This is a genomic window from Hydrogenophaga sp., assembly GCF_041633695.1.
In the GTDB taxonomy this organism is placed as follows: Bacteria; Pseudomonadota; Gammaproteobacteria; order Burkholderiales; family Burkholderiaceae_C; genus Hydrogenophaga.
Genome location: NZ_JBFJMY010000322.1, coordinates 1 through 4,835 on the forward strand (window position 1 = coordinate 1; position 4,835 = coordinate 4,835).

General features: G+C 66.6%; 5 protein-coding genes. All 5 read left to right on the forward strand.

Translation table 11 applies throughout. The annotated features are described in order from the left end of the window. Positions 1-117: 117 nt before the first annotated feature. Complete coding sequence (locus ABYB95_RS17005) at positions 118-777, forward strand: response regulator (protein WP_372659743.1); 660 nt, start codon at positions 118-120, stop codon at positions 775-777. 2 nt (positions 778-779) lie between these two features. Further along, the gene (locus ABYB95_RS17010) at positions 780-2,108 is read left to right on the forward strand and encodes an ATP-binding protein (RefSeq protein ID WP_372659744.1); all 1,329 of its coding nucleotides are present in this window, start codon (positions 780-782) and stop codon (positions 2,106-2,108) included. Positions 2,109-2,269: 161 nt separating this feature from the next. Beyond that, positions 2,270-3,769, forward strand: a complete 1,500-nt coding sequence (locus ABYB95_RS17015; RefSeq protein ID WP_372659745.1) for a Do family serine endopeptidase — start codon at positions 2,270-2,272, stop codon at positions 3,767-3,769. A 72-nt stretch (positions 3,770-3,841) separates the two neighbouring features. Continuing rightward, positions 3,842-4,111, forward strand: coding sequence for a MoaD/ThiS family protein (locus ABYB95_RS17020; protein ID WP_372659746.1), 270 nt, complete (start codon positions 3,842-3,844; stop codon positions 4,109-4,111). 35 nt (positions 4,112-4,146) lie between these two features. Beyond that, positions 4,147-4,835, forward strand: a 689-nt coding sequence (locus ABYB95_RS17025; RefSeq protein WP_372659747.1) for a WD40/YVTN/BNR-like repeat-containing protein, incomplete at its 3' end; no start/stop codon positions are given.

A 4,835-nucleotide genomic window follows, 5' to 3' on the forward strand; every position in this document is an offset into this window, starting at 1 on the left:
GGCACAAACCCATACAAAAACAATACCGGGTGGGTTTAAGCCCGGCCTAAGTGGTGATGCGCAGCATGTACCGGATGTGCAACAACGGCTTGCTGCGAAACACAAGGAGCACCAGCTATGCGGCTTTTGCTGGTGGAAGACGATTCGATGATCGGTGAGACCGTGCTGGACTTGCTGCGCGCCGACCATTACGCGGTGGACTGGGTGCGCGACGGGCAATTGGCCGACACGGCCTTGTGCGCGCAGGACTACGACCTGGTGGTGCTCGACCTGGGTCTGCCCACGATCGATGGCCTGGCGGTGCTGAGCGCTTTGCGCGCGCGCAAGCAGCGCATGCCGGTGCTGATCGCCACCGCGCGCGACGCGGTGCAACAACGGGTGCAAGGGCTGGACGCGGGCGCCGACGACTACATCCTCAAACCCTACGACATGGACGAACTGCTGGCGCGCATCCGTGCGCTGCTGCGCCGGGCCAGCGGGCGCGCCGAGCCGGTGTACGAACACATGGGTGTGAGCATCAACCCGGTCAGCCGTGAGGTTGCGGTGGACGGCACGCCGGTGGTTTTGTCGGCACGCGAATGGGCGGTGCTGGAGCCGCTGCTGGCGCGACCCGGCCGGGTGCTTTCGCGCAGCCAGCTGGAGGAAAAACTCTATGGCTGGACGGACGAGATCAGCAGCAACGCGGTGGAGGTCTATATCCACGGGCTGCGCAAAAAACTGGGTGCGGGGCTGATCCAGAACGTGCGCGGTGTGGGCTATATGGTGCCCAAGGTCTGAGCATGAACCCAGCCTCTACCCACTCCTTGCGTCGGCGTCTGCTGTGGTCCTTGTTGTTGGCGATCGTGTTGACCGCTGCGGTGCAGGCGATGCTGGCCTACCGGGCCGCGCGCGCCGAGGTGGACGAGATCGCCGACTACCACATGCAGCAAATGGCGCAGTCGCTGCGCTCGGGTGTTGCCATGCCGGGTTCGCCCCCGCTGGATCTCGAAGCCGAAGGCGACGGTGCCTATGAGTTCATGGTTCAGGTGTGGACCACGGCGGGCCTGCGGGTCTTTCAATCGGCGCCGCACACCTTTTTGCCCGAGCGTGCGGTGTTGGGTTTCACCGACCTGAAAGCGAATGGCACGACCTACCGCGTGTTCTCCATGGAGACGCGTTCGCAGGTGATCCAGGTGGCGCAGGACCTGGCGCCCCGCCGCGCGATGGCCCGTGCGCTGGCCTTGCGCACGCTGATCCCGATCGTCGCGATTGCGCCGCTGCTGATGTTGCTGGCCTGGTGGGTGGTGAGCGCCTCGCTGGCGCCGGTGGCGCGGGTGCGCGGCCAGGTGGCGGCGCGCCAGCCTGGTGACCTCACCCCGGTGGGCGAGCAAGACCTGCCGGAAGAAATTCGCCCACTGGTGCAGGAACTCAATCTGCTGTTCCAGCGCGTGGGCCGCGCCTTCGATGCACAAGAACACTTTGTAGCCGACGCGGCGCACGAACTGCGCTCGCCCTTGGCTGCGCTGCGCCTGCAAGTGCAAGGCTTGCAGCGCGCGCCCGATGAGCCCGGTCGGCGCGTGGCCGAAGGCCGCTTGTTGGCGGGTATCGACCGCGCCTCGCGCTTGGTGGACCAGTTGCTGGTGCTGGCGCGCCAGCAAGGCAACACGGCCACGCCCGCGCAGCCAGTGGCGCTGGAGGCCTTGGCACGTTTTGCCGTGGCCGATGCCGCCGCCACGGCCTCGGCGCGGCACATCGATCTGGGCTTGAGCCAGGCCGACGACTGCCCCATCCTGGGCCACACCGAGCCGCTGCGGATCTTGTTGCGCAATCTGCTGGACAACGCGCTCAAGTACGCCCCCGAGGGCGGTCTGGTGAACGTGGCGGTGCGCCGGTCCAAGGGCTTTTGCATCCTGGCCGTGGAGGACAACGGACCCGGCATTCCCGAAGCCGACCAGGCCCGCGTGCTCGACCGCTTTTACCGCGTGCCGGGCAATCAGAGCACCGGCAGCGGGCTGGGTCTGGCCATCGTCAAGTCGATCGCCGATGCGCATGGCGCCCAACTGCATTTGGGGCGCTCCGAGGTGTTGGGCGGCTTGCTGGTGGAGGTGGCTTTTCAGCGCCAGGGGTAGGGGGCGAAACGCGGCGCGAGCGGGTTGGCAGCGGCAGGGTTCAAAAGGCGTTCAGGCGGTGCGAAAGCGATGCGACAGAAGTGCAGGCGCTTAAGACCGGTCTAAGTGTCGGGGCGGACAGTAGCGGCATGTTCAATCCGAACCCACTCCAAGGAGCCCCCATGAAAAACTTTGCTTTCACCCCCACCCGGTTGGTGCTGTCGCTGCTGCTGGCCGGCGTCGTTGGCGGTGGCGGTGCCACCTTCATCAACACCCGCCACGCCTTGGCCAACACGCCGGCGATCACGGCGAGCGCCGATGCGAGCGCGTCCAACGCAGGCCCGACCGTGGTCGCACCCGACTTTTCCCAGATCGCGCGCCAGCATGGCGCCGCTGTGGTCAATATCAGCGTGATCGGCAGTCTGAAGGCCGAGGGCGACGATGCCGCGAACGTGGCCAAAAGTCGGGGCATGCCCGGCATCGACCCGAACGATCCCTTTTTCGAATTTTTCAAGCGCTTCGGCGGCGGCGGTGGCGAAGCGCCCCAGGGTATGCCCACCCGTGGCCAGGGCTCGGGCTTCATCGTCAGCGCCGACGGCCTGATCCTGACCAATGCCCATGTGGTGCGCGGCGCCAGCGACGTGACCGTCAAGCTCACCGACCGGCGCGAGTTCAAGGCCAAGGTGCTGGGCTCGGACGCGCGCACCGACGTGGCGGTGTTGAAGATCGACGCCAAGAACCTGCCGGTGGTACCGCTGGGCAGCGCCAAAGATTTGAACGTGGGCGAGTGGGTGCTGGCCATTGGGTCACCCTTCGGGTTTGAAAACAGTGTCACCGCTGGTGTGGTGAGCGCCAAAGGCCGCTCGCTGCCCGAAGACAGCCTGGTGCCCTTCATTCAGACCGACGTGGCGGTGAACCCCGGCAATTCGGGTGGACCCTTGTTCAACACGCGCGGCCAGGTGGTGGGTATCAATTCGCAGATCTACAGCCAGACCGGTGGCTACCAGGGCTTGTCGTTCGCGATCCCGGTCGAGACCGCGTTGCGGGTGAAAGACCAGATCGTGGCCACCGGCAAGGCCAGCCACGCGCGCCTGGGTGTGATGGTGCAGGAGGTCAACCAGACCTTGGCCGAGTCGTTCAAGCTCGACAAACCCGAGGGTGCCCTGGTCTCGAACGTGGAGCCCGACGGCCCGGCCGACAAAGCCGGGTTGAAAGTGGGCGACGTGATCCGCAGCCTGGACGGCAAAGCCATCGTGGCCTCGGGCGACTTGCCGGCCCTGATCGGCCAGGCCTTGCCGGGTGAAAAAGTGACGCTCGACATTTGGCGCCAGGGCAGCGCCAAGGAGGTGGTGGCGCAACTGGGCGACGCGGCCCAGAAGCAGGCCAAGGCGGTGGACGAAGCGGGTGCCGGCGACAAGAGCAAGCTGGGTCTGGCGCTGCGGCCTTTGGAGCCGCAGGAGTCGCGGCAGGCTGGCGTGAGTGGTGGCTTGCTGATCCAGGACGCCCGTGGCCCTGCCGCGCTGGCCGGCGTGCAAAGCGGCGATGTGTTGGTGGCTGTCAACGGCACGCCGGTGAACAGCGTGGAGCAGGTGCGTGCGCTGTTGGCGAAATCCGAACGCTCGATGGCGCTGCTCATTCAGCGCGATGGCAGCACCATCTTTGTGCCGGTGCGCATCGGTTGAACGGCCCCGTGGGTGCGGGTTGTCAAACCCGGGCGCCGTGGCGATACTCCCAGCTCAACGCCCGAGGAAACCATGGTCACGGTGGAATTCGCCTCCAGTCTGCGCAGACACGTGGAATGTGCGCCACAGCAGGTGGCGCCGGGGCGTTTGCGCGAGGTGCTGGAGGCCGCGCTGGGCGCGGCGCCCGCGCTTGCACACTACGTGTTCGACGACCAGCGCTGCGTGCGCAAACACGTGGCCGTGTTCGTCAACCAGACCTTGGTACTCGACCGCGAAAAGCTGGAGCAAGCCATTGGTGAACAAGACCGTGTGCTGGTGGTCCAGGCCTTGAGCGGTGGCTGACGCCTGCGCTAGAACCATTCACCGGAGAACCTGCCATGCCGTCCCTGTTGGTCGCCACCCGCAAAGGTTTGTTCGAAGTGCAAGGCGCCGGTGCGCACTGGTCGATCGGCCCACCCCACTTTGCGGGCGACCCGGTGAGCCAGGTGCTGGCCGATCCGCGCAACGGCCACTGGTACGCCGCGCTGCGCCTGGGGCATTTTGGCGTCAAGTTGCGCAAGAGCACCGACCGGGGCGCGACCTGGACCGAAGTGGCCGCGCCCGCGTTTCCACCCAAACCCAGCGAAGGGCCCTGGGCCGAAGACCCCACGCCCTGGAACGTGGACATGATCTGGAGCCTGAGCGCGGGCGCGACACACGAGCCGGATGTGCTGTGGGCCGGTTGCATGCCCGCGGGCTTGTTCAAGTCGGAGGACGCGGGGCAGTCCTGGACGCTGAACCAGCCGCTCTGGGAAGAGCCGCGCCGCCTGGCCTGGTTCGGCGGCGGCAACGACCACCCGGGTATGCATTCGGTGTTGGTCGATCCGCGCGACGCCCGGCACCTCACGGTGGCCATTTCCTGTGGCGGCGTCTGGCAGAGCCGCGACGGCGGCGAGAGCTGGACGCTCACCGGCGAGGGCATGAAAGCCGACTACCTGCCGCCTGAGAGCGCGCAAGACGCCAACACCCAAGACCCGCACCGCATGGTGCAATGCGCGGCCGAGCCCGACGTGCTGTGGCTGCAGCA